The sequence below is a fragment of the Hyphomonas sp. genome (assembly GCF_018402285.1).
Taxonomy (GTDB): domain Bacteria; phylum Pseudomonadota; class Alphaproteobacteria; order Caulobacterales; family Hyphomonadaceae; genus Hyphomonas.
Genome location: NZ_JAGYJH010000003.1, coordinates 1,344,449 through 1,365,319, shown reverse-complemented (window position 1 = coordinate 1,365,319; position 20,871 = coordinate 1,344,449). Strand labels below are relative to the sequence as shown.

Below are 20,871 nucleotides of genomic sequence, written 5' to 3'. Positions count from 1 at the left end.
GATATGACGCTGAGTGTCTGCCGAATGGAGCAATCTGTCCCATGTTGTCCCGATATGTCCCGAAACGGCTTCTGATTGGCTGCCTTTTGCTGGCCGCAGCCGGCCCGGCTTTTGCCGACGGGGATGCTGACGAGGACGATGACGGCCGCCGTGATCAGGAAGTCGTGTGGGACGCTCGCAAACGCGGGGAAATCCTGCCTCTGGAAGTCATCCTCGCCACTGTCCTGCAGCGCTACCCGGGCGAACTTCTCAAGCTGGAACTGGACGATGACGAGGGCTATCTCATCTATGAGATGGACGTGCTGACCCGCCGGGGGATCGTGCTGGAAATGGAAATAGACGCCCGTACCGGCCGCATCCTCGACATTGAGGAAGATGACTGATGCGCGTGCTTCTGGTCGAAGACCAAGCCTTGATCGCAGAAGATATTTCGTCGGCTTTGAAGGATTTCGGCTTCAGGGTCGACCTTGCCCGCGACGGCGAGGACGCCTGGTTCAAGGGCGACACCGAGCCCTATGACGCCATTATTCTGGACCTCGGCCTGCCCCGCATGGACGGCCTCTCTGTCCTCAAGCGCTGGCGCGCTGCGGGCATGACCGCGCCCATCCTCATCCTGTCCGCCCGCGGCAGCTGGATGGAGCGGGTAGATGGCATCGAATCAGGCGCGGACGATTACCTTCCCAAACCCTTTGAAATGGCTGAGCTGATCGTCCGCCTGCGCGCCCTCATCCGCCGCGCCGCGGGCATGGCCCAGCCCGTGCTTCAGGCCGGCGACCTGAGGGTCGACACCCGCCGGATGACCATCGCCTTCGCCGGCCAGCCCATCCGCGTCACGCCGCTTGAATTTCGCCTGGTCGACTACCTTATCCATAACATGAACCGCACGGTCTCCGCCGGTGAACTCTCCGAACACCTCCACGGTGTCGAGGATACAGGGGACACCAACGCAATCGAAGCCATCGTCTCGCGCCTGCGGCGCAAGCTTGGCCCGGGCGTCATCAATACACGCCGGGGCTTTGGCTACGTCATCGAAGCAGACGCGTGAAGCCCTTGCGCTCCATCCGGCTTCGCCTGCTGGCGGGCGGCGCGCTGGCGATTGCGGCGGCACTGCTCGTCTCCTGGTTCACGCTGGTCCTGCTGTTTGACAGCCACATCCGGCGCAACTCCGAAGATGACCTCATCCGCCACGGCCGCGACATCGTCAGCGCCATCAGCTTCACGGCCGGCGGGCTTTCCACCGAGACCTATCAGCCCACCGACCTGCGCTTTGACCGTCCTGCCAGTGGCCTCTACTGGCAGGTTTCCCGTGCCGGGGGTGTCCACCGGTCACGCTCCCTCTGGGACAATGCGCTCGACATTCCCCCGGATGTGGACGGCGCGGACTGGCGCCGGGACACCGCCGCTGGCCCGTTCGGACAGGACCTCGTTCGCGTGGCCCGCACCATCCGGGAGACAGAAATCTCAGCGCCAGTGACGCTGATCATTGCCGCTGACCGGGCAAGCCTGATCAATGCAAGGGAAGAATTTGCCCGCGAACTTGCGATCTTCCTGACACTGCTCTGGGCCACGCTGAGCCTCGCAGCCTGGTTTCAGGTGACCATCGGCCTCCTGCCCCTGCGCGCTGTTCAGTCCTCGATCAGCGAGTTGAAGTCTTCGCCCGTCTCGCGTCTGGACGCGGCCCGGTTTGCCACTGAGGTCACCCCGCTGGTCGACCAGATCAATGAACTCGCCGACGCCCGCGAAGCGGACGTCCATGCAGCCCGCGACCGCGCCGCAAATCTCGCCCATGGCCTTAAGACGCCGCTTTCTGCTCTGCGCGCCATCGCCCGGCGCGTGCACGACGCGGGTCAGGCCGACATGGCCGATGGCCTCGAGCAATCGATCCGCGCGGCGTCTGACGCCGTTGACCGGGAACTGGCGCGTGCCCGCACCGCCGCCAGCCTCGATCGCGGCCCGACAGCGCCCGGACCGCTGATCGAGCGGTTGGTAGCGGTTCTCTCGCGCACAGAGCGAGGGGGCGGCTGCAGTTCGAGATAGACTGCCCTTCTGGCGCAGCGCTGCCCGTCTCCGCTGACCAGTTGATGGAAATGGCTGGCCCCCTGATGGAGAACGCCGCCCGCTATGCCGGGACCCGCGTGCGGGTGACGGCACGTGCCCGCGCGTTGCTGATCGAGGATGACGGACCAGGCCTTGGCACGGCCGACCGCGAACAAGTCATCCTGCGGGGGCAGCGCGCAGACGAGCGTCCGGGCGGGCATGGGCTGGGCCTCTCGATTGCCAACGACCTGGCAGAGGCAACAGACGGACGGCTGGAACTTGGCGCCTCCGAACTGGGCGGGCTCAAGGCGAGCCTGAGCTGGTAACGCCTAGCCCTTGAGCGGGCCTAGCCGTTTCATGCCGGCTTCCAGGCCCACCAGCACGAGATTTTCCTGGGTCGTTGCGCCGCCGATCATCTTGTCCGGCGCGATCTGCGCCAGCGGGGCCAGCACGAAGCTGCGCAGAAACATGCGCGGATGTGGCAGGATCAGGCGCTCATCCGCCATTACAACATCGTCATAGTACAGAACATCCATGTCCAGCGTACGCGGTCCCCAGCGAAGGCTGCGTTCCCGGCCATGATCCCGCTCAATGGCGAGACAGGCATCGAGGACCTCGATGGGCGATAGTGTCGTCTCGATCAGAACGCACGCATTAAGGAAATGCGGCTGCTCCTCAACGCCCCAGGGCGGCGTTTCCCAGAGCGAAGACAGCGCGGTTACACGCACGCCCTCCCACTTCTCCAGCGCGCGCACCGCGCCGGAGAGATGCGCCTCACGATCCCCCAGATTGGAGCCGAGACCGAGCGCCGCTTCAGCCATGGCGTTCCCGCTCGATGGCGATACCGACATGGTTGACAATATGGCGAATGGGCGCGCGAGGCTTGCGGATTTCAACGCGGATCTTCTGGATCGGCGGGAAGGCTGCAAAAATCGCCGAAGCGATCCGCTCGGCCAGTGTTTCAATCAGGTTGAACACTTCGTTTTCGGAAACGCCGACCACCAGATCGCAGATTTCGCCGTAGCAGACGGTATCTTCCATGACATCGCGCGGCGGCTTGTCGGTGTGCATGTCGCAGGTGATGTCCACCTCGAATATCTGGCCGAGGGCTTTCTCTGCTTCCTTCAGGCCGTGATAGCCGTGGATGCGGAGATTGCGGATGATAATCTCAGTTTTCATGCCCTGCCCCTTCGATCGCCTGATACAGGCGCAGCATATCAGTGTGCCCAGCTACATCATGCACCCGCAGGACGCGAGCACCGCGCTGCAGCGCCATCAGATGAGCGGTCAGCGTGCCAGCAAGGCGATCATCTACGGCCCGGCCGGTGACATGGCCGATAAAGCTCTTGCGGGAAAGCCCCACCAGGACAGGGCAGCCATACGCGGCCAGCGCGCCCAACCCGGCGATGACCTCCAGATTCTGCTGCGGCGTCTTCGCAAAGCCGACTCCAGGATCGAGCCAGATGCGATCTTTCTGAATGCCCGTGCGGGCCGCCGTCTCGAAGGCGCGGTCAAAGAAGGCGCACATGTCGGCGATGGCATCGACCGCCTGGGCCACCTGCCCGCGATGGTAGGTGATCACGATGGCCGCGCCTGTCTCGCCGACGGCTGCGGCCATATCGGGGTCGCCGGTCATGCCGGTCACATCATTGATGATGACCGCCCCCGCCTCGACCGCCGCGCGGGCGACGGAGGCTTTCACCGTGTCGATGGAGATCGGCGCGCTGATCCGCCTGACCAGATGCCGGATCACGGGAAGGACGCGGGTAAGCTCCTCTGCCACCGATACCGGCGCCGCGCCGGGGCGTGTGGACTCCCCGCCAATGTCAATGATGCCCGCGCCGTCAGCCACCATGCGCATGGCCTGCGCCTCAGCCGTCTCCAGCGTGGTATGGCGTCCGCCATCGGAGAAACTGTCCGGCGTCACATTGAGGATGCCCATGATGACGGGCTCCGCCCGGACGCGGGAGAGCACCTCATCCCGCCGCCCTGTATCAATCATCAAAACCTCCCTGCAGCAGGGTCTTTCCCAGCCCGATCAAGGCAGCAGGCAGCTCGGTATCAAAGGTCTGACCTGCAAATTCCCTGACGGGCTGGAAGATGCGCAGGCTGTTAGTCAGGAAGAGGCTGTCTGCCTCAGCCAGGCGTTCCGGTGTCATGCTTTCCTGCGCGGTCTCAAGTCCCGCCTCTCTCGCCGCAGCGAGAAGCCAGCCACGCACCACGCCAGGCAGCACGCCTTCGGAAAGCGGCGGCGTCACCAAGAGGTTTCCAAACAGCGCAAACACATTGGCCGCCGAAGCACAGGCGACCCGGCCCTCAGGCGAGAGGAGCAGCGCGTCGTCATAGCCTGCAGCGACCGCCTCACGCAGGGCCATGACATTGTCCGTATAGGACAGGGTCTTGTGACACGCGGAGGGAGATGTGGGATTGCGGCGAATGGTGCTGATGCCGAGGCGCACGGGCTGCATCGGAAACGGCAGCTCCATCGGCGTGAAGCGCGCGAGAACTGTCGGGCGCCCGCTGCCGTTGCCTGCGAGCCCGCGCGCGCCAGGGCCGCGCGTGACGGTAAGACGCAAGGCGCCATTTGTGCCTTCGGGAACCACCTCTTCGGCGAGGGACTCCAGCTCAGGAAAGCGCGCTCCAATCCCCAGCGCCGCCGCATCCGCCACAAGCCGCATGAGATGCGCGCGTTTCTGCATAATCCGCCCCCTACAATGCGAGAGGTATCAAACACCCCGTCAGCGAGCAGCAGGCCGCGATCGGTCAGATCGAAAATCTCCGTGTTTTCAGCTGACGAGGCGGGTTGATGGAGCCGGATCATCTGTGCCTCCAGGCGTGGGCAATGTTGAGGAAGTTCTGAAGAAGATCCGGCCCATGCTCCGTGAGGATCGACTCCGGGTGAAACTGAATGCCGTAGACCGGCTTGTAGCGATGGGACAGGGCCATGATCTCACCCGAAGGAGAGACAGCATCGATCTCGAGCCCCCCGCGCGCTTCTCCGGGCACAGCGATGAGCGAGTTATAGAGGCCGACATCGAATGTTCCGGGCAAGCCATCAAACAGGCGAAGGCCGGTATGCGTAATGCGCGCTGCCCGGCCGTGGGTGGGTGATCCAGCGCGGGTTACGGGCCAGCCATGGGCCGCCGCAATTGCCTGATGACCGAGGCACACGCCCAGGATCGGGAGACGGGCGCCGAGCGTTTCAATTGCCTTGATCGAGACCCCGGCCTCTGCAGGCGTGCAGGGGCCGGGCGAGATCACCAGCGCGTCAGGCGCCATCTGGTCTATTTCGGCGACAGTGATCCGGTCACTATCGATCACCTGAATGTCGCATCCAAGCTCGGTGAAATAGCGGGCGAGATTGAAAACGAAACTGTCCCGGTTGTTCAGCATAAGGATCATGATGCAGCCTCGGGAACGACCGCTTCACTCATGACACGATCGGCTTTCAGGCGGATTTCGGCATACTCCGCCTCCGGATCAGAAAGCAAGGTGATGCCTGCCCCGGCCCAGAGGCGGGTTGCCTCGGGAAGGCATTCCAGCGTCCGGATCAGGATCGAAAAATCCATTGCGCCGTCATGACCGATCCAACCCACCGACCCGCAGAATACGCCGCGTGCGGCAGGCTCCAACTCGTCTATGATTTCCATCGCGCGCAACTTCGGCGCTCCGGTGATCGACCCGCCGGGAAAGACCGCTGCCAGCAGATCTGCAGCGCCCTGCCCCGGCGCGAGCTGCCCTTCCACCGTCGAGACGAGGTGGTGGAGATTGGCGAAGGTCTCCAGACGGCAAAGCGAGGTGACCGTCACCGAGGAGGAAGTAGCGACCCGCGAAATGTCGTTCCGCAGAAGGTCCACGATCATCACGTTTTCGGCCCTGTCCTTTTCGGACGCGAGCAAGGCCGCGCGAGCGGCAGCGTCGCGTGCCTCGTCCGCCTCGCGCCGGATGGTGCCCTTGATGGGCTCGGCCTTCACCCGTCCTGCCCGGTCGGCGCTGATGAGGCGTTCGGGCGAAAAACTTGCAATTGTGCGCCCCTCGAAAACCGCGAAGGCGGAAAACGGCGCCGGGGAGCGCGCCCGGCCGGAGAGGTAGTGCGCGAAGGCTTCGTCCCGGGAGAGCGGCGGGGCGGTCCACAGGCCGGCGATGTTGGCCTGATAGATGTCGCCGTCCCGGATAAAATCGCGAACGCGGCAAACGGATGCCTTGTAACCCGCCTCCTGGACCAGCCCCGTCCAATCCGGTTTTTGCGCTGGCAGCAGAGCCGGGCCTGGCTCTGCCAGTTTCGTTTTCAGCCGCCTGATCTTCTCCTTCGCGAGCATCTGGTCAGGCGCAGTATCGCCCGGTCTCAACCCCGCCGAATAGGCCGTCGCCATCCGGGCCGCATGATCGAAGGCAATCACGGTGTCGTAGGCGCCAAACTCCAGCGCCGGCGTGGCAACCGGCGGATGACGGGACGCGAAGCGGCCAAGGAAGGCGGGCGCAAAATCGTAGGACAGGTAGCCGGCCGCCCCGCCCTGAAACGGCGCGCCGCCGGCAATGATCTCGGCCTGAAACTGCCCCAGCCATTGGCGCAGCCGGGCAGAAGAGTCAGGGCCGGGGGTGAGAGCCAGCCGGTCAACGGGCCAGAGGCAGATATAGGAGTAGCGCGAACCGGGGTGACCAGGGGCAGCGCTGTCGAGCCAGAGAAAGCCGTCCTCCCCCCGCAGGGCCAGCGCGGCGGCAGCAGGATCGAAGGAGGACAGGGCTTCAGCCAGCATGGAATTTCTCTAGCCTGAGGCTGGTATTGCGGGAAGGCGCTGGAGGGCCGCAGCGGCGCCAAATCACAGTAAATAAAGGACATTTTCAGGACACGCGTCCATACGCGGTCAAAAAGGGGCCACTTCCGGCCAAATCGGGACACGTCCGGACAGAAAAGTCAGGTCTTTTCGGGCAGCTCCAGGCCGAGATCGAGGAGGCATTGCCAGGCCTCTTCGGGGTCGTCCGCAAACCGGAAGAGGTTCAGATCCTCCGGGCTGATCATCCCGGTTTCGGCGAAGGCCTCAAAATTGACGACGCGGGTCCAGAAGGCCCGGTCAAAGAGGACGACCGGCATGTGATGCCCCTTGCCGGTCTGGCTGAGGGTGAGGAGCTCAAACAGCTCGTCCATGGTTCCAAACCCGCCGGGGAAGATCACCAGGGCGCGGGCGCGCATGGCGAGGTGCATCTTGCGCATGGCGAAGTAGTGGAACTGAAAGCTCAGCTGGGAGGTTATGTAGGGGTTGGGCGCCTGCTCGTGGGGCAGCTGAATATTGAAGCCGATGGTGACGGCGCCCGCGTCCCGCGCGCCGCGATTGGCTGCTTCCATCACGCCGGGGCCGCCGCCCGTGGCAATCACATGGTCGCGCCATTCCCCCTCTTCGCAAAGGGCGCCGCCGCGCTCGGACGCGATGCGGCCGAAGGTGCGCGCGGCGGTGTAGATGCGCGATTGCCACTCCCCGCCATCTTCTCTGATGCGGGCGCTGCCAAAGGCGACGATGGTGGTGCGCACGCGCTCCCGGCGAAGGTATTCCTCGGCCTTGGCATATTCCATCATGAACCGGGCGCCGCGCATCGAGTCGCCCAGGATGAACTCCTGATCGAGTGCGGCCAGTTGGTAGACCGGATGCCCGGCCAGATCGTCTGCGCCCATGAGAGCCTCCCTCTTCGTCAGAAGGATACTCTCATACTGCATTCTACTTTGCAGGACAGCGGGCAATGCCCTTGATCTCAAAGTTAAACCCGGAAAGCCAGGTTACGCCAACGGCTGCCCAGTTCGGACAAGGCGGCGCCCAACTGCGCCTCCGGATCGGTGTGAAACGTGGTGACATCGACGATATCGCCGAGCCCGCAGCCTGCTGCTTCAAGCACCGCGATCAGATTATCGAAGGCCAGCTGATCCTGTCTGGGGAAATCAGGTTCCGGTGTTCCGTCAGGGCGGCTGCCGACCTGCCCGGATACAAACAACAGGTCGCCAGACCTGATCGCCGCAGAGTATCCGTGCTGCTCGAAAAGATCATGCCGATCCTTGGGAAATAACAGGTTCGTTTCGGAGCATGTGTCTGTCCTTTCAAGAGCGCGCGCCCTTGAGGCAGCTTGGGTCAGCTGCATCCAGGGACCGGTCGCCGCAAATGCGACCTTGATTGGCCCACCGGCTGCCAGGAACGACCTGGAACCGGCGCCCTGTCATGCAGGCCTGTTGGCCAGGAGAGTTCATCTCGCCTCAGGAGGCCGAGCGGTCGCAGTCAGCCCCTGCGGGCAACATGTGGCCGCCATTCATCACGCTTCTGGCCAGCGGGCGGCCCGAGGCGGAGAAGACCGAACTGACCGAAGCCAGGTCGCGGCAGGAGTTGAGAAGCGCAATCTTCTCGCCCTTGCTGAGCGCGGCGACGTATTCGGCCGCCGACTCTGTTGTCTCCGTGCGCGCGCGGGCGATGGCCAGCGGAGCGTGAACCTCATGCCGGCCGAGCGACCAGTGGGTGTCCACCAGGGCGCAGCGGCGCTGCTGTTTCACCTGGTCGAGCAGCAGGGTGTAGAGATCGACCGGTCGCAGATCGCGGAATACGTGCTGGGCTTCCTGCGCGGCCGCGAAGGAGGCGGGCACAGAGACCTCTGCCGGAGACACGAGCGCGCCCATCTTGCGGAGCGCCTGTCCGGCCGAGCGCTTTGCGGTCCAGTAGGAGAGCGGCACCGAAAGGATCAGGCCGATGGTCGCCGGGGCAAGCCAGGCGGCATAGACCGGCGAGATGATCATCGCCGAGACCGAAAGCACGACGCCGAGCGTCATTGCCGGCGCGCTGTGGCGCAGGGTTGCCATCAGGGAATAGCCATCCTGGGTGCGCTTCTGGGGCGACCAGCCGGAATCGCGGCCCGTCAGTACGCTGATGACCGCGCTGGTCTGGGTGACCATCATGATCGGGGCGATGAGGACAGAGAGGAAGGTCTCTGTGAGGACGCCGAGGCATGTACGGAAGGCGCCGACCTGGTTGCGCCAGAGCGGGCTGATCAGGCCATAGATGAGGCCGTAAATCTTGGGTGCGAAGAGGATGACCATCGTCACCACGAAGAGATTGAGCGCGCGCACGGAGTCGATGACCGGCCAGGTCGGGAAGAGCGAGAAGCCATCGCCAAAATATGACGGCTGCATGAAGCTGTTCTGCAGCGACAGGGCCATGCCGACCGTGATGAAGATCAGCCAGAGCGGCGAGGACAGGTAGGAGAAGATACCCGTGGTGAGGTGGAACCGGCTCGTCCAGGCGAGGCCCCGGGTCTTCAGAAGCACCAGCATGTGCTGCATGTTGCCCTGGCACCAGCGGCGGTCCCGGATGACGAGGTCGATGATGGTGGGCGGCCCTTGCTCATAGGAACCGCTCAGCGCCGGTTTGATCTCGACATTCCAGCCCGCGCGGCGCAGCAGGGCAGCCTCCACGAAGTCATGGCTGAGGATATGTCCGCCAAAGGGCGCGCGGCCCGGAAGCTCCGGTAAGCCGGCGGCAGATGCCATCGCCTGCACACGGATGATCGCGTTGTGGCCCCAGAAGTTTCCTTCCTTCTGCGCCCACCAGGCAATGCCGTGGCCGAGCACGGGACCGTACAGGGCGGCGGCAAATTGCTGTATGCGGGCAAACAGGCTCTCCCCGCCGACCAGCTGCGGGATGGTCTGGATGAGGCCGGTGCGCGGGGCTTCTTCCATCTGGCGGACAAGCTCGATCAGTGTGTCGCGCTCCATGTAGGAGTCCGCGTCGTAGACGATCATGTAATCGTAACGGCCGCCCCAGCGGGTGACAAAGTCCCGGATGTTACCGGACTTGCGATGGTGGTTTATCGTGCGACGGCGATACCAGATGCGCACGTCTGTCGGCGATTGCTGGCGGATGCGCTCGAAGGCGGCTTCCTCGGCAAGGGCCACTTCAGGATCGGTCGTGTCGCTGAGGATGAAACAGTCAAACCGACCCGGCGCGCCCGACATCATCTGCGCGGTGGCGAGCACCGTGCCGAAGATATGTTCGACATTCTCGTTATAGATCGGGAAGGCAATGACGGTCCGCGTGTTGCGCAGATCCGGTCCGGCATCGGCGCGCGGCTTTTTCATCAGGGAGCCGACAGCGGAGAAGAAGCCCATCGTGGCGTTGATGAAGGCATAGCAGACCCAGACGATGTTGATCGCGAAGATCACCAGCAGCGCCCATTCCAGCAGGGTCAGGCCCGAGACTGAAAGCACTTCGTGCATCTCGTAGGTCGCCCAGGCTGTGAGGGCCAGGGACGCGACAAGCAGGAAGAGCTTGCGCCAGTTGCCCGATTTCGGGCGAGCGCCGGAAACGGGAACGGGTCCGGCCAGAGACTGGCTGGGCATATCGATTGGGAATTCTGTGGGACGTGCGCGCAGCAAGGTCATTCCTTCCGCCAACGGTAAAGCCAGGTTTCAGTGATAGGCTTTCCTCCCTTGGTGAGCAGGGCACGGAGCTCTGCCACTTCGGCATTCTGCGCTTCGAGCTCGAAGCTGAGCCGGACCTTTCCGGTCTCCGGATTGGTCTTGATGACCGGATTGAGGATCTTGCCGGCAGAGGTGGAGACATTCGCCTCGACGCCTTCCAGAAGCGCCTCAGGGATCTGGTCATAATCGACAACGAACAGCTGCTGTGTAGAGGCCGGTTTGACGCCGGCGAAGGTGTTTGCCACTGTCACCACATCCGGAACGGACGAAGTCAGCAGGCTCCATTTCATGTCATAGGAGACCGTGTAGGCCGTGCCGGGCTGCCAGGCTGTTTTCGGTTTCCAGTAGGCAACGATATTGTCATTGTATTCGTTCGCAGTCGGAATTTCGACGAGCGTGAGCTCGCCCTCGCCCCATCCGGTCCTGGGCTGTACCCAGACGGTCGGGCGATGGTGATAACCCGCCTCGATATCGGCATAGTCGTCAAAACCGCGCTTGCGCTGGACAAGGCCAAAGCCGAGCGGCGGGCGATCGGCCAGCACGGACACCTGCAGCGCCTTGGGATTGAACAGCGGCCGCCAGACCCACTCGCCATTGTACATCTGGATCGACAGGCCTTCAGAATCGTGGACCGCCGGGCGGAAGTCATTCGGAAACTTCGAGATGTCGTGCGGCGAGAAGAAATACATCGAGGTGAGCGGCGAGATGCCCATTGTGGTGAGCCGCTTGCGCGGGAAGAGCGTTGCGGTCACCTGCATCTTTGTTTCAACGCCGGGCGTGACCGTGATGTCATAGGCGCCGGTAATGCTCTCGCCGTCGAGCAGGGCGTAGATACGGATCGTGTCGTTGCCCGGCGCGGGCTTCATCAGCCAGAATTCGCGGAAGTATGGAAACTGCTCGCCTTCGGGCGAGGCCGTGCCGATGGAGATACCGCGGGCAGAGGCGCCATAGAGGTTGCCTGCGCCGAGCGCGCGGAAGAAGCTGGCGCCGCGGAAGCTGATCAGCTCATCCCATTTGCCAGCGACGTTGAGCGGCGTGACGACGCGGAAGCCGGCAAAGCCGAGCAGCTGTTTGGCTTCATCGTCCAGTGGCAGGTCATAGAAATTGAAATCATCAGGCGAATAAGGCCGGGCCACTTCCTTGCCCTCTTCGACAAGGTTCAGGCGGATGGCCTGGTTGAATAGGTATCCGCGTGTATCTGGAAGGATGCGGAACTTGTCGGAGCTGTCCTGCCAGAGGGCTGCGTCCTGGCGCAGCTGGATACGGCGGTAGGCATCGTAATCGAGCCCGCCGGCCGCTTTCGGGATGCCGGGCGGGGTCTGGAATGGGCGACTGGAGAGGATTTCAGCCTTGCGGCGGACGTCCTCGAAATCGAAATCGGGCGTCACCGGCGGTGCAGGCGCGGCGGAGGGATCTTCCTCGGAGGCGGCGAGAGAGGCGGCTTCCTCCGCGCTCAGGGTTTCGACCACCGCGTCTGGCGCTGCGGCCATGGCGGGTTCGGCGGCGACCTGGGCCAGGTTGAGCGCGGGATCGGCGGTCTCGCCAGCGGGCGCAGGGTCCTCCGGCGCTTGGTCAGCCGAAGGCGAGCAGCTCGATACCAGAAGCCCGGCCATCAAGAGGCCGCACACTATCCTGAAAGAGACGCCTGACACGTGCCTCAACCCTGAAACTCCCAATCCAATCACCCGGCCGGGAGCATCCCCGATCCATTTTGTTGCAGCGCTCTATCGCCCTGCCCCTGCCTAACGGATGCGGCCGCAAATAGTTGCTGGTCGATCTGCGCCAGGAAGGAGGGCGGCAGGGACCTTTGCGGGATGGTTCAGAATACGGGACGCATAGTTTGGTGGGAGGACAAACAGGGCCCGTTTTTCATGCGAATGAGGCAAACCAAAGGCAGATTTGTGGCCCGCGCACCCTGCCGCTGTTGCAGGTCTGTCATGATGAGGAATGCTGCACCGCCGCCTGCTTTTCAGTCAGGTATGCACCTTCGCCGGAAGGGGAAGCGCACGGGCCTCTTCAATATGATAAAGAGCGGGAAGCGGGCGGCTTGACGGGGAGAAGAATTGTGAGTAATTACTCACTTATTGATAGACATAACAACCGGCGAGGCCCGCAATGTTGAATGCAGCCCTTCTTGGCACAGGCGCCTGCGCAGGCAGCCGGGCGCTGGCGTCGGTGGAGATCGATACGCGCCTGGGCAAGCCGGCCGGATGGCTGGAAGGCGCGTGCGGTGTCGCCTGCCGCCCTGTCGTGGCGGAGGGGGAAACGCAGGAGGGCATGGCCGTGGCAGCGGCGCGCCTGGCGCTGTCCGATGCCGGTGTTGAGGCGCGGGATGTCGATCTCCTCCTGTCTGCCTCTGCCGTTGGCCGCCAGCCGATCCCGTCGACCGCGACGCTGATCAAGCGTGAGCTGGGTCTCAGCGATTGCCCGTCACCGGCGTTTGACGTGAACGCAACCTGCCTGAGCGCGGTGGCGGCAATGGAGGTGGCGGCGCTCTATATCGGCGCGGGGCGGGCGCGGCATGTGCTGATCGTTGCCAGTGAGATCGCCAGCCGGGCCCTGCCATGGGCGGATGATCCGGCGACGGCGGGCCTGTTTGGTGATGGAGCAGCCGCGCTGGTACTGGGCCCGGCGCAGGGAAGCGGACTGCACCTGAAGGATGTGGCCATCGAGACATGGGCAGAGGGCTATGACTATTGCGCCCTGCCTGCGGGCGGCACGCGCTACGACCTGCACACCAGCCGCAAAGCCTTCGAGGCCAATGCCTTCTTCCGGATGGACGGGCATGCCCTGTTCAAGCTGACACGCTCCCGGTTGCCGGATTTCATCGGCCGGCTGCTGGAGCGGGCAGACTGGAAGCAGGACGAGGTGGACCTCGTCATTCCCCATCAGGCGAGCCCGCTGGCGCTGGAACACATGATCCGCAAATGCGGCTTTGCCCGTGACCGGGTGGTCTCGACGGTAACGGAAACCGGCAACCTCGTCGCCGCGTCCATCCCGATGACGCTCGATACAGCCCGGCGCGAGGGCCGTATCAAAGCCGGCACCAAGGTCATGCTGATCGGCACTTCGGCCGGCGTTTCCATCGGCGGGGCAACGCTGGAAACATGACGGGAACGATCATCACCGGCGCCACGGGCTTTCTGGGAGGCGCAATTGCGCGCCGCTTGCTGAAGGAGGGCGAGCGGGTCATCGCGCTTGGGCGGGACCGCGCGAAGCTGGAGGGGCTGGCGGAAGCGGGCGCGGAGACCCATGCGCTTGATCTGGAGGCGAACAATCCCCTGCCGTCCATGCGCGTGAGCGGCATCATTCACTGCGCGGCCCTGTCTTCCCCCTGGGGACAGCGCGCCGCGTTTGAGCGCGCCAATATCGCCGGCACCCGCCGCGCGCTGCTGCTGGCGCTCGAGGCCGGGGCGGCCCGCTTTGTTCACATCTCCTCCCCCAGCATCTATTTTCGTTTCGCCGATCAGGAGGCAGTGGGCGAAGACATGCCCTTGCCGCAGCCGGCGAACGCCTACGCCGCCACCAAGGCCGCGAGCGAGCAACTTGTGCTGGCGGTGCCCGAACTTTCCCCCATCATCCTGCGTCCGCGCGGGCTTTACGGCCCGGGCGACACCGCGCTCCTGCCGCGCCTCTTGCGCGCAGCCACAACCCGGCCGCTGCCCCTGATGCGGGGCGGCGTGGCGGCAACTGATCTCACTTATATTGACGATGTCGCCGATGCCGCCCTCACGGCCCTTCGCGCAAAGACCGCCCCGTCGCAGATTTACAACGTATCCGGCGGCCAAGCGCTGCCCATACGCAGCGTGGCCGAACGGGCCGGGGCAAAAGCGAACATGACCATCCGCTGGCGGAAGATGCCCTGGCCGGCCGTTCTGGCCGCTGCCCGCGCCGCTGAAGCCGTCTGCGCCGCCCTGCCCGGCCGCCCCGAACCGCTGGTTACCTCCTATAGCGCCGGATTGTTTGCTTTCCGCCAAACACTCGACATTTCCCGCATTGACCGCGAACTCAGCTGGCAGCCGCGAATTTGCTTTGACGAGGGACTCGCCCGAACGTTCGCGGAGAGGACCTCATGATCCAGCCGGAGTTTCCAAACAGCGCTTTTGTGACCGCGCCCGAACGCTTTGTCCTGAAGGGGGGAAGCTGGAAAGGCGTGCGCATTGCGGTGCGCTATTGCCGGTTTGACCACCGGATTTTCGGGCGCTGCCTCATCGACACTGGCTATTCGCCCCGCGTTACATCCGGCGCGCGCAGCCTGCCCCTCTGGCTTTATTCCAAAGTGTTGAACCCGAAACTTACTCCGCAGGCGCTGCCTGCCGCAGAGCCGCGGGTCAACTGCATCCTGCTCTCCCATCTGCATGCAGATCATGTCAGCGCCCTGAAGGATTATCCGGACGCACGCATCTTCGCCGACGGCGCCGCAATTGACCACTTCCTGACGACAAGCTGGCTTGGCCGCACGCACAAGGGCTGTTTCAAAGAGCTTCTGCCCGGTGACCTTCGCGAAAGGCTGTTGCCCCTTGAAGCCCTGCCGAAGGAAGAGGCGCCGATGGGCCTCGGCCAGGCAACAGATGTATTCGGGGATGCCAGCGTGCTGGCCGTGCCCCTGCCCGGCCATATGCGGGGGCACACAGGCTTCCTGTTCAATCGCCCTGTGACGCCGATTCTATATGCCGCAGATGCGGACTGGCTCTCGCGCGCCATTCTGGAGGACCGCTCGCCCGGCTATCCGGCCCGGCTCGTTCTGGATAACCCCGCCGCCGCTGCGCAAACTGCCCTCCGTATCCGGAGCTTTGTGGAACTCGGCGGGCGGCTGGTGCTCTGCCATGATCCCGAGACACCAGCATGAAACTGAATGCGGCCTTCTTCACGCTTGCTGCGTATGCTCAAGCCCTCCGCCGGGAACAGGCGTCCCGCACGCGGCATCACCTGCTTGCCGCGCAGCAGCGGCGTCTGAAGCGCTTTCTGGACGGCAAGGCGGCGCGGGTGCCTGCCTTTGCTGGCTACAGCGGCCTTGCGCTCAGCGACTGGCCAGTCATGAACAAGGCCGCCCTGATGGCGGATTTTGCCCGCTATAACCGGCTTGACCTTACGGCCGCGCAGGGCTGGGCACATCTGGAAGCGGGCACCGCGCCTGAAGGCTACGCCATTGGCGCCAGCACGGGCACCTCCGGCAATCAAGGGCTCTACATCGTTTCCGAGCGTGAACGCTATCGCTGGCTCGGTACGATCCTGGCGCGCGCCTTGCCGGATTTCCTCTTACGCCGCCACAGGGTGGCCATCGTCCTGCCCGCCAACAGCCGCCTCTATGACGCGGCCAACGAGAGCGGGCGACTCCAATTGCGCTTCTTTGATCTTGGCCAGGGAATCGAGGCGCAGTTTGCGCCGCTTGGGGAGTTTAAGCCGACTGTCATTGTTGCGCCGCCAAAATTCCTTCGTGCGCTTTCTGAAACCAACACGGCGGCTGCCCCGCAGCGCATCTTCTCGGGCGCGGAAGTTCTGGACGGAGAAGACCGGCGTATCATCGAGGCCCGCTTCGGCAACAAGGTGCGCGAGATCTACATGGCGACCGAAGGCCTGTTCGCCATCGCCTGCCCGCACGGCACGCTGCATCTTCTGGAGGATCAGCTTGCTTTCGAGTTTCTTCCAATTGAAGGCAGCCCCACCCTCGTCACGCCCCTGATCACGGACTTCTCCCGGGAGACGCAGGTGATGGTCCGCTACCGGATGAATGATGTTCTGGAACTATCGGACGCCACCTGCCCGTGCGGGCGCCCTCACCGGTCCGTAAAGCAGGTTCATGGCCGCTGCGACGACATTTTCACTCTGTCGAGCCCCGGTCAGCGCGTTCGCATTACACCGGATGTCATCCGCAATGCCGTGCTGCGCGCGGATAAGGGCATCACGGATTTCCGCGTCATCCAGACCGGGCGCAACGCAGTGCGCCTTGAATTGCGGTCAGAAGAGGCCGGCTGCCTGCCCGCCGCGGCGGCCAGCCTGGCAGCCCTCTTCAAGACATGCGGGGCATCGCCGGAGATCACTGCGTTGGCCGTCCCGCTCGCGCCGCCCTCGGAGCGGAAGCTGCGCCGCGTGCGGGTCGAGATGCCATGAGGGTGTCGATCCAGACACTCGGCAGCCTTGGCGACGTGATGCCCTATATCAGCACGGCCCAAGCCTTGATCGCAGGCGGCGCCGAAATCTCCCTCATGGCGCCGCGCGAGTATGCCGCGACGATTGCCGCGCACGGAATAACGCCCGCCATGGCGCCTGATTTCTCCCTCAGCGCATGGAACGCCGAGGCTGGGCGCCGCGGCACATTGTCCGATCCCATAAGTTTTTTCCGGGACTGGAGCGAGATGGTCGCGCCTTATGTAGAGGATATTACAGCCCATTGCCTGATGGCGGCCGAACATGCCGATATCATCCTCGGGAACAGCATCTGCGCGCCTGCCCGCGTCGCGGCCGAGGCCTATGGCATTCCCTACATTCTCAACGCCCATCAACCCGCGATCAGCCCCACCTGCGAAGTGCCCTGCGCGATGATGTGGCGGCCGTGGCAGGGAAACTGGCTCAATCGGGCAGGCTATGTCACAGTCGGCATTGCCCAGCGCCTGATGCTGGAAGCCCTGAAAGACCAGCGCCGCGCGCTCTCGCTGCGCCCCATACCGGAGGGCGGCACACGGTGGCATCTGGGCCAGCCACTCGCCCGTGTGACCAGTGTTTCGCCTGCGCTCATGCCTGCCCGCCCGGCAGACTGGCACGCCAATGATCAACTCCTGCCTTATCCGTCGCTCGACCTTCAGGAGGCGGAGGGTCTTCCCGCTGCGCTTCTTGATTTTCTGGGCGACGGCGCGCCGCCCGTTCATGTCGGGCTTGGCTCCTTTGAGAGCGAGGCAGAGCAAGATCACGTAGCTGTCCTGTTGCGCGCCATTCGCCGCGCGGGGCTGCGCGCGATTGTCTCGGCAGGCCTTGCGTGTCTTATGCCGGCCGACCTTGTGGAGGGACATTTTGTTTCCGGCCATGTGCCCCATCCGGCCCTGTTTCCGCTCTGCGCAGGCGTGATCCATCATGGCGGCGCGGGCACACTTGATACGGCGCTGCGCGCAGGCACCCCGCAGCTCATCTTGCCAGACCGCCTGGACCAGTTCTGGCATGGCGCACGTCTGCATGAGATCGGCGTTTCCCCGGCTCACATCACGGGGCGGGCGAGCGAGAACGAGATGACAGAGCGCCTCACGCAACTCGTCAGCCCCAGGATGAAAGAACGCGCCCAGGCGCTTGCCCCGGCCTTGCGCGCCCGGGATGGCGCCGCAGATCTCGCCGCCTTCACACGCGCCGAAACAGAGCGCTTCCGGCAAAATGCGAGATGATCCCGGCGATCAGGAATACCGCCTGCCCACCCACCAGAAGCACCCATTTGTGCGCGGCGATGAAGGCCTCCACATCCACAATGCCCCGCGCCGCGCCCCAGGCGGCGGCGTAGCCGAGCGCAACGAACATGCCGACGCCAAGCGTCACGCCGAGGGCTGAACCCACCGCAAATCGCTGCCACGCCATGCCCGCGCTGCCACACACCGGCGGCATGAACCAGGAGACCGGCCCGAGAAGGCGCGACACCGCCACCGCCTTGATGCCATGTCTGGCAAGGAGCCGCCGTGTCTTGCGCAATGCCGCACGGCGCCATCGCTTGGCCAGCGCAAAACGGTTGAACACCGGCCGCATCTGCCGCCCGATCAGATAGCCGGTCTGATCAGCGGCATAGGCCCCGGCCAACACAGCGGCCACCGCCCAGATTGCTCGTTCACTGAAGAGCAGGCCGCCCGCCATCAGAAAGAACACCTCTCCGAAGACGAAGAAACAAAAGCCCAGCGTTGCGTCAAAGAACGCGCCAAGAAACAGCGTCAGAGCAAGCGAAGCGGACATGCCACCCCCGGGGCAGATGGACAAAGGCCGCCGCGAATCCCGCAGCGGCCTTGCCTGTTTACATTCTCTTCTGCGGTTTGTCCCCGCCTGTCCCGGCCCGGCCTATTTGAGGCGGGAGAGCACGCTGAACGGGCTGTCAGCGGGTTTGGGCGGGTCCTTTGCAGCGGGCGCCTTGCCGCCGGGCGCGGCGTTGCCCTTGTCCGGAGCGGCAGCCGGGCGCTTGCCACCCTGCTTCATGCTCAGCGCGATGCGCTTGCGGGCAACGTCCACATCCATGACCACAACACTGACGACCTGCCCGGTCTTCACCACCTCATGGGGGTCCTTGATGAAGGTGTCGGACAATTCGGAGATATGGATGAGGCCGTCCTGGTGCACGCCGATGTCGACGAACGCGCCGAAGGCAGTAACGTTCGTAACGACACCTTCAAGCCGCATACCCGGGTTGAGATCGGTGATCTGGTTGATGCCTTCCTGGAAGGTCGCCGTCTTGAACTCCGGGCGGGGATCCCGCCCGGGTTTTTCAAGTTCCTTCAGGATGTCTTTGATGGTCGGTACACCGAATGTCGCGTCGGCGAAGTCTTCCGGCTTCAGTCTTGCAACGAACGCCTTGTCTCCGATGATCGTCTCGACCTTGCGGCCTGCCGCCTTTGCGATGCGCTCAACGACCGGATAGGCTTCAGGGTGAACGGCCGAGGCATCCAGCGGGTTCTTGCCATTCATGATGCGCAGGAAGCCGGCCGCCTGCTCGTAGGCTTTGGGCCCAAAGCGCGCCACCTTCTTGAGCTCGGTACGCGCCTTGAACGGACCATTCTGCTCGCGATAGGCCACGATGTTGGCCGCAATCGTCGCGTTGAGACCCGCCACCCGCGCCAGCAGCGCCACAGAGGCGGTGTTCACGTCCACGCCCACCGCGTTCACACAGTCTTCCACCACGCCGTCGAGCGAGCGGGCAAGGCCTGCCTGGTCAACATCATGCTGATACTGGCCAACGCCAATCGCCTTGGGCTCGATCTTTACAAGCTCTGCCAGCGGGTCCTGCAGGCGCCGGGCAATCGAGACTGCGCCGCGCAGGCTGACATCAAGTTCCGGAAATTCCTTCGCCGCCAGCTCCGAGGCTGAATAAACCGAGGCGCCTGCTTCGGACACCATGATCTTGGTGAGCTTGAGCTCGGGCAGCTTCGTTCCGAGGTCTCCGACCAGCTTTTCTGTCTCGCGGCCCGCCGTGCCATTGCCGACGCTGACGAGCTCCACCTTGTGGCGCTTGCAGAGGGTTGCCAGCGTCATCAGGGACCCGGCCCAGTCTTTCCTGGGTTCATGGGGATAGATAGTCGCTGTTTCCAGCAGCTTGCCGGTCGCGTCCACGATCGCCACCTTGCAGCCCGTGCGGATGCCGGGGTCGATGCCCATCACCACTTTCGGGCCGGCAGGCGCCGCCATCAGCAGGTCATGCATGTTGCGCGAGAAAACCTTGATGGCGTCCCGGTCTGCGCCCTCTTTGACGCGGCTGATCACATCGCGCGAGGAGGAGGGCTCCATCTTGCTTTTCCAGGCCGCTTCGGCCGTCTCCATCAGCCAGTCGTCGCCAGGGCGGCCCTTCTTGGCGATGCCGAACTCAGATCGGATTTCGCGCAGCGCAGGATGCTCTCGGCCCTGCTCCACCGGGACAGCAAGCTTCACTTTCAGCACGCCTTCCTTCTGTCCACGGAGGACAGCAAGCGCGCGGTGAGACGGCATCTGCGTCACCGGCTCGTCAAAGTCGAAATAGTCGGAAAACTTCGCGCCTTCCTGCTCCTTGCCTTTCACGAGGCTGGAGCCAAGCTTGCCCTCTTTCCACACCGTCTCGCGCACCTTGCCGACAAGGCGCGGCGTTTCGGCAATGCGCTCCACCAGAATGTCCCGCGCGCCGTCAAGCGCCGCGTCGAGATCCTTCACGCCCTTGCCGGACGCAATGAAGGCTTTGGCCTCGTCAAACGGCGAGAGAGAAGGATTGGCCAACAGGCGCTCAGCCAGCGGCTCAAGGCCCGCCTCTTTCGCAATGGTCGCCTTGGTGCGGCGCTTCTGCTTGTAGGGGGCGTAGAGGTCTTCCAGCGCCACCTTGGTCATCGCCCAGGTGATCTCGCGCTCCAGCGCCGGGGTCAGTTTGCCCTGTTCGCGGATGGCGCTGAGCACCGTTTCGCGGCGTTTGGCAAGGTCGGTGAGATAATCGAGCCGCTCGGCAAGGTTGCGCAGCTGCGTATCGTCCAGCCCGCCCGTGCGCTCCTTGCGGTAGCGCGCAATGAAGGGAACCGTTGCCCCTTCTTCCAGCAGCTCCATGACCGCCTGAACCTGGCGCTCCTGAACGCCCAGCTCGTCGGCAATGATGCGGGCAATGGAAGGAGGGGCAGCCTGGGAAGAAGTACGAACCTGTCCGGTCATGAACGCGCGCCTTGTGCAAACGTTGGAAACTCTTGCCCGATCGA

Annotated in this window: 20 protein-coding genes and 1 pseudogene; 9 read left to right on the top strand and 12 right to left on the bottom strand. The window is 64.0% G+C overall.

What is annotated here, in order from left to right; translation table 11 throughout:
- Positions 1-41 precede the first annotated feature (41 nt).
- Genes KG722_RS09250 through KG722_RS09235 form a run of 4 tightly spaced genes read left to right on the top strand, consistent with a single transcriptional unit; the run spans position 42 to position 2,363 of the window.
- Positions 42-383, top strand: a complete 342-nt coding sequence (locus KG722_RS09250; protein ID WP_213271438.1) for a PepSY domain-containing protein — start codon at positions 42-44, stop codon at positions 381-383.
- Positions 383-1,045: a response regulator transcription factor gene (locus KG722_RS09245; RefSeq protein ID WP_213271437.1), complete on the top strand. Its 663-nt coding sequence runs from the start codon at positions 383-385 to the stop codon at positions 1,043-1,045. Before KG722_RS09250 ends, KG722_RS09245 begins: the two co-directional genes overlap by 1 nt.
- Positions 1,042-2,037, top strand: a complete 996-nt coding sequence (locus KG722_RS09240) for a hypothetical protein (RefSeq protein ID WP_213271436.1) — start codon at positions 1,042-1,044, stop codon at positions 2,035-2,037. Before KG722_RS09245 ends, KG722_RS09240 begins: the two co-directional genes overlap by 4 nt.
- Before the next feature lie 44 nt (positions 2,038-2,081).
- A complete protein-coding gene (locus tag KG722_RS09235; RefSeq protein ID WP_300998338.1) occupies positions 2,082-2,363 on the top strand; it encodes an ATP-binding protein in 282 nt (93 codons plus the stop codon).
- A 3-nt stretch (positions 2,364-2,366) separates the two neighbouring features.
- Here the strand turns inward: KG722_RS09235 and folK are convergent, their stop codons facing one another.
- The 10 genes and pseudogenes from folK to KG722_RS09185 form a co-directional block, all read right to left on the bottom strand.
- The gene (gene folK, locus KG722_RS09230) at positions 2,367-2,858 is read right to left on the bottom strand and encodes a 2-amino-4-hydroxy-6-hydroxymethyldihydropteridine diphosphokinase (protein ID WP_213271434.1); all 492 of its coding nucleotides are present in this window, start codon (positions 2,856-2,858) and stop codon (positions 2,367-2,369) included.
- Entirely contained in the window at positions 2,851-3,216 is a 366-nt protein-coding gene (gene folB, locus KG722_RS09225; protein WP_213271433.1) for a dihydroneopterin aldolase, read from the bottom strand. Before folB ends, folK begins: the two co-directional genes overlap by 8 nt.
- On the bottom strand, positions 3,206-4,039 hold the full coding sequence (gene folP, locus KG722_RS09220; RefSeq protein ID WP_213271432.1) for a dihydropteroate synthase: 834 nt from the start codon (positions 4,037-4,039) through the stop codon (positions 3,206-3,208). The genes folB and folP overlap by 11 nt, the downstream gene beginning before the upstream one ends.
- Positions 4,032-4,736 carry an aminotransferase class IV gene (locus KG722_RS09215; protein WP_213271431.1) on the bottom strand — a complete coding sequence of 235 codons (705 nt, stop codon included), beginning with the start codon at positions 4,734-4,736 and terminating at the stop codon, positions 4,032-4,034. Before KG722_RS09215 ends, folP begins: the two co-directional genes overlap by 8 nt.
- Before the next feature lie 118 nt (positions 4,737-4,854).
- The gene (locus KG722_RS09210; RefSeq protein ID WP_213271430.1) at positions 4,855-5,439 is read right to left on the bottom strand and encodes an aminodeoxychorismate/anthranilate synthase component II; all 585 of its coding nucleotides are present in this window, start codon (positions 5,437-5,439) and stop codon (positions 4,855-4,857) included.
- The gene (locus KG722_RS09205; protein WP_213271429.1) at positions 5,436-6,794 is read right to left on the bottom strand and encodes an anthranilate synthase component I family protein; all 1,359 of its coding nucleotides are present in this window, start codon (positions 6,792-6,794) and stop codon (positions 5,436-5,438) included. Before KG722_RS09205 ends, KG722_RS09210 begins: the two co-directional genes overlap by 4 nt.
- A gap of 158 nt (positions 6,795-6,952) precedes the next feature.
- On the bottom strand, positions 6,953-7,705 hold the full coding sequence (locus KG722_RS09200) for a TIGR00730 family Rossman fold protein (protein WP_213271428.1): 753 nt from the start codon (positions 7,703-7,705) through the stop codon (positions 6,953-6,955).
- 43 nt (positions 7,706-7,748) lie between these two features.
- A pseudogene (locus KG722_RS09195) lies at positions 7,749-8,163 on the bottom strand (RidA family protein).
- Positions 8,164-8,275: 112 nt separating this feature from the next.
- On the bottom strand, positions 8,276-10,447 hold the full coding sequence (gene mdoH, locus KG722_RS09190) for a glucans biosynthesis glucosyltransferase MdoH (protein WP_213271427.1): 2,172 nt from the start codon (positions 10,445-10,447) through the stop codon (positions 8,276-8,278).
- Positions 10,444-12,099: a glucan biosynthesis protein G gene (locus KG722_RS09185; protein WP_213271426.1), complete on the bottom strand. Its 1,656-nt coding sequence runs from the start codon at positions 12,097-12,099 to the stop codon at positions 10,444-10,446. The genes mdoH and KG722_RS09185 overlap by 4 nt, the downstream gene beginning before the upstream one ends.
- Before the next feature lie 502 nt (positions 12,100-12,601).
- Between KG722_RS09185 and KG722_RS09180 the strand changes: the two genes are divergently transcribed.
- Genes KG722_RS09180 through KG722_RS09160 form a run of 5 tightly spaced genes read left to right on the top strand, consistent with a single transcriptional unit; the run spans position 12,602 to position 17,856 of the window.
- The gene (locus KG722_RS09180) at positions 12,602-13,597 is read left to right on the top strand and encodes a 3-oxoacyl-ACP synthase III family protein (protein WP_213271425.1); all 996 of its coding nucleotides are present in this window, start codon (positions 12,602-12,604) and stop codon (positions 13,595-13,597) included.
- A complete protein-coding gene (locus KG722_RS09175; RefSeq protein ID WP_213271424.1) occupies positions 13,594-14,562 on the top strand; it encodes an NAD(P)-dependent oxidoreductase in 969 nt (322 codons plus the stop codon). Before KG722_RS09180 ends, KG722_RS09175 begins: the two co-directional genes overlap by 4 nt.
- Positions 14,559-15,335, top strand: coding sequence for an MBL fold metallo-hydrolase (locus tag KG722_RS09170; protein ID WP_213271423.1), 777 nt, complete (start codon positions 14,559-14,561; stop codon positions 15,333-15,335). Before KG722_RS09175 ends, KG722_RS09170 begins: the two co-directional genes overlap by 4 nt.
- Positions 15,332-16,597 (top strand): F390 synthetase-related protein, encoded by a 1,266-nt coding sequence (locus KG722_RS09165; protein WP_213271422.1) that lies wholly within the window; start codon positions 15,332-15,334, stop codon positions 16,595-16,597. The genes KG722_RS09170 and KG722_RS09165 overlap by 4 nt, the downstream gene beginning before the upstream one ends.
- 2 nt (positions 16,598-16,599) lie before the next feature.
- A complete protein-coding gene (locus KG722_RS09160; protein WP_213271421.1) occupies positions 16,600-17,856 on the top strand; it encodes a nucleotide disphospho-sugar-binding domain-containing protein in 1,257 nt (418 codons plus the stop codon).
- Here KG722_RS09160 and KG722_RS09155 read toward each other — a convergent pair.
- Positions 17,813-18,409: a VTT domain-containing protein gene (locus KG722_RS09155; RefSeq protein ID WP_213271420.1), complete on the bottom strand. Its 597-nt coding sequence runs from the start codon at positions 18,407-18,409 to the stop codon at positions 17,813-17,815. The genes KG722_RS09160 and KG722_RS09155 overlap by 44 nt on opposite strands.
- A 102-nt stretch (positions 18,410-18,511) precedes the next feature.
- On the bottom strand, positions 18,512-20,827 hold the full coding sequence (locus tag KG722_RS09150) for a Tex family protein (protein WP_213271419.1): 2,316 nt from the start codon (positions 20,825-20,827) through the stop codon (positions 18,512-18,514).
- Positions 20,828-20,871: the final 44 nt, after the last annotated feature.

Coding starts and splice junctions, on each gene's coding strand:
- KG722_RS09250 (WP_213271438.1), top strand. CDS start 42: ATGTTGTCCCGATATGTCCCGAAACGGCTTCTGATTGGCTGCCTTTTG.
- KG722_RS09245 (WP_213271437.1), top strand. CDS start 383: ATGCGCGTGCTTCTGGTCGAAGACCAAGCCTTGATCGCAGAAGATATT.
- KG722_RS09235 (WP_300998338.1), top strand. CDS start 2,082: ATGGAAATGGCTGGCCCCCTGATGGAGAACGCCGCCCGCTATGCCGGG.
- folK (WP_213271434.1), bottom strand. CDS start 2,858: ATGGCTGAAGCGGCGCTCGGTCTCGGCTCCAATCTGGGGGATCGTGAG.
- folB (WP_213271433.1), bottom strand. CDS start 3,216: ATGAAAACTGAGATTATCATCCGCAATCTCCGCATCCACGGCTATCAC.
- folP (WP_213271432.1), bottom strand. CDS start 4,039: ATGATTGATACAGGGCGGCGGGATGAGGTGCTCTCCCGCGTCCGGGCG.
- KG722_RS09215 (WP_213271431.1), bottom strand. CDS start 4,736: ATGCAGAAACGCGCGCATCTCATGCGGCTTGTGGCGGATGCGGCGGCG.
- KG722_RS09210 (WP_213271430.1), bottom strand. CDS start 5,439: ATGATCCTTATGCTGAACAACCGGGACAGTTTCGTTTTCAATCTCGCC.
- KG722_RS09205 (WP_213271429.1), bottom strand. CDS start 6,794: ATGCTGGCTGAAGCCCTGTCCTCCTTCGATCCTGCTGCCGCCGCGCTG.
- KG722_RS09200 (WP_213271428.1), bottom strand. CDS start 7,705: ATGGGCGCAGACGATCTGGCCGGGCATCCGGTCTACCAACTGGCCGCA.
- mdoH (WP_213271427.1), bottom strand. CDS start 10,447: ATGACCTTGCTGCGCGCACGTCCCACAGAATTCCCAATCGATATGCCC.
- KG722_RS09185 (WP_213271426.1), bottom strand. CDS start 12,099: ATGGCCGGGCTTCTGGTATCGAGCTGCTCGCCTTCGGCTGACCAAGCG.
- KG722_RS09180 (WP_213271425.1), top strand. CDS start 12,602: ATGTTGAATGCAGCCCTTCTTGGCACAGGCGCCTGCGCAGGCAGCCGG.
- KG722_RS09175 (WP_213271424.1), top strand. CDS start 13,594: ATGACGGGAACGATCATCACCGGCGCCACGGGCTTTCTGGGAGGCGCA.
- KG722_RS09170 (WP_213271423.1), top strand. CDS start 14,559: ATGATCCAGCCGGAGTTTCCAAACAGCGCTTTTGTGACCGCGCCCGAA.
- KG722_RS09165 (WP_213271422.1), top strand. CDS start 15,332: ATGAAACTGAATGCGGCCTTCTTCACGCTTGCTGCGTATGCTCAAGCC.
- KG722_RS09155 (WP_213271420.1), bottom strand. CDS start 18,409: ATGTCCGCTTCGCTTGCTCTGACGCTGTTTCTTGGCGCGTTCTTTGAC.
- KG722_RS09150 (WP_213271419.1), bottom strand. CDS start 20,827: ATGACCGGACAGGTTCGTACTTCTTCCCAGGCTGCCCCTCCTTCCATT.